This window comes from Methylorubrum sp. POS3 (assembly GCF_043352485.1).
In the GTDB taxonomy this organism is placed as follows: Bacteria; Pseudomonadota; Alphaproteobacteria; order Rhizobiales; family Beijerinckiaceae; genus Methylobacterium; species Methylobacterium suomiense.
In genome coordinates this window covers 1-251 of sequence record NZ_JAPRBT010000041.1, presented here as the reverse complement: position 1 = coordinate 251, position 251 = coordinate 1, and the positions used below count along the sequence as shown (strand labels likewise).

The window sequence follows — 251 nt, the reverse complement described above, 5'->3', positions numbered from 1 at the left end:
GACGCGGACGTCCTCTACGCCGAGTACGACCCGCTGACCGGCGGCGGCGACGCGATCGGCACGGTCAACGTCCTCAACGGCGACGGCGGCAACGACTACCTCTACGGCGGGATCGGCAACGACCAGCTCAACGGCGGAGCCGACGACGACTACCTCTCCGCCAGCAGCGGCCAGGACACCCTGAGCGGCGGCGATGGCGCCGACATTCTCTACGGCGGATCAGACAACGACACCCTGCTCGGCGGGGCCGG

The 251-nt window shown here is 70.1% G+C and carries 1 protein-coding gene; it reads left to right on the top strand.

Translation table 11 applies throughout. The features are described from left to right. The coding region (locus tag OWC43_RS23430; RefSeq protein ID WP_393958692.1) for a calcium-binding protein at positions 1–251 on the top strand (251 nt) is incomplete at both ends.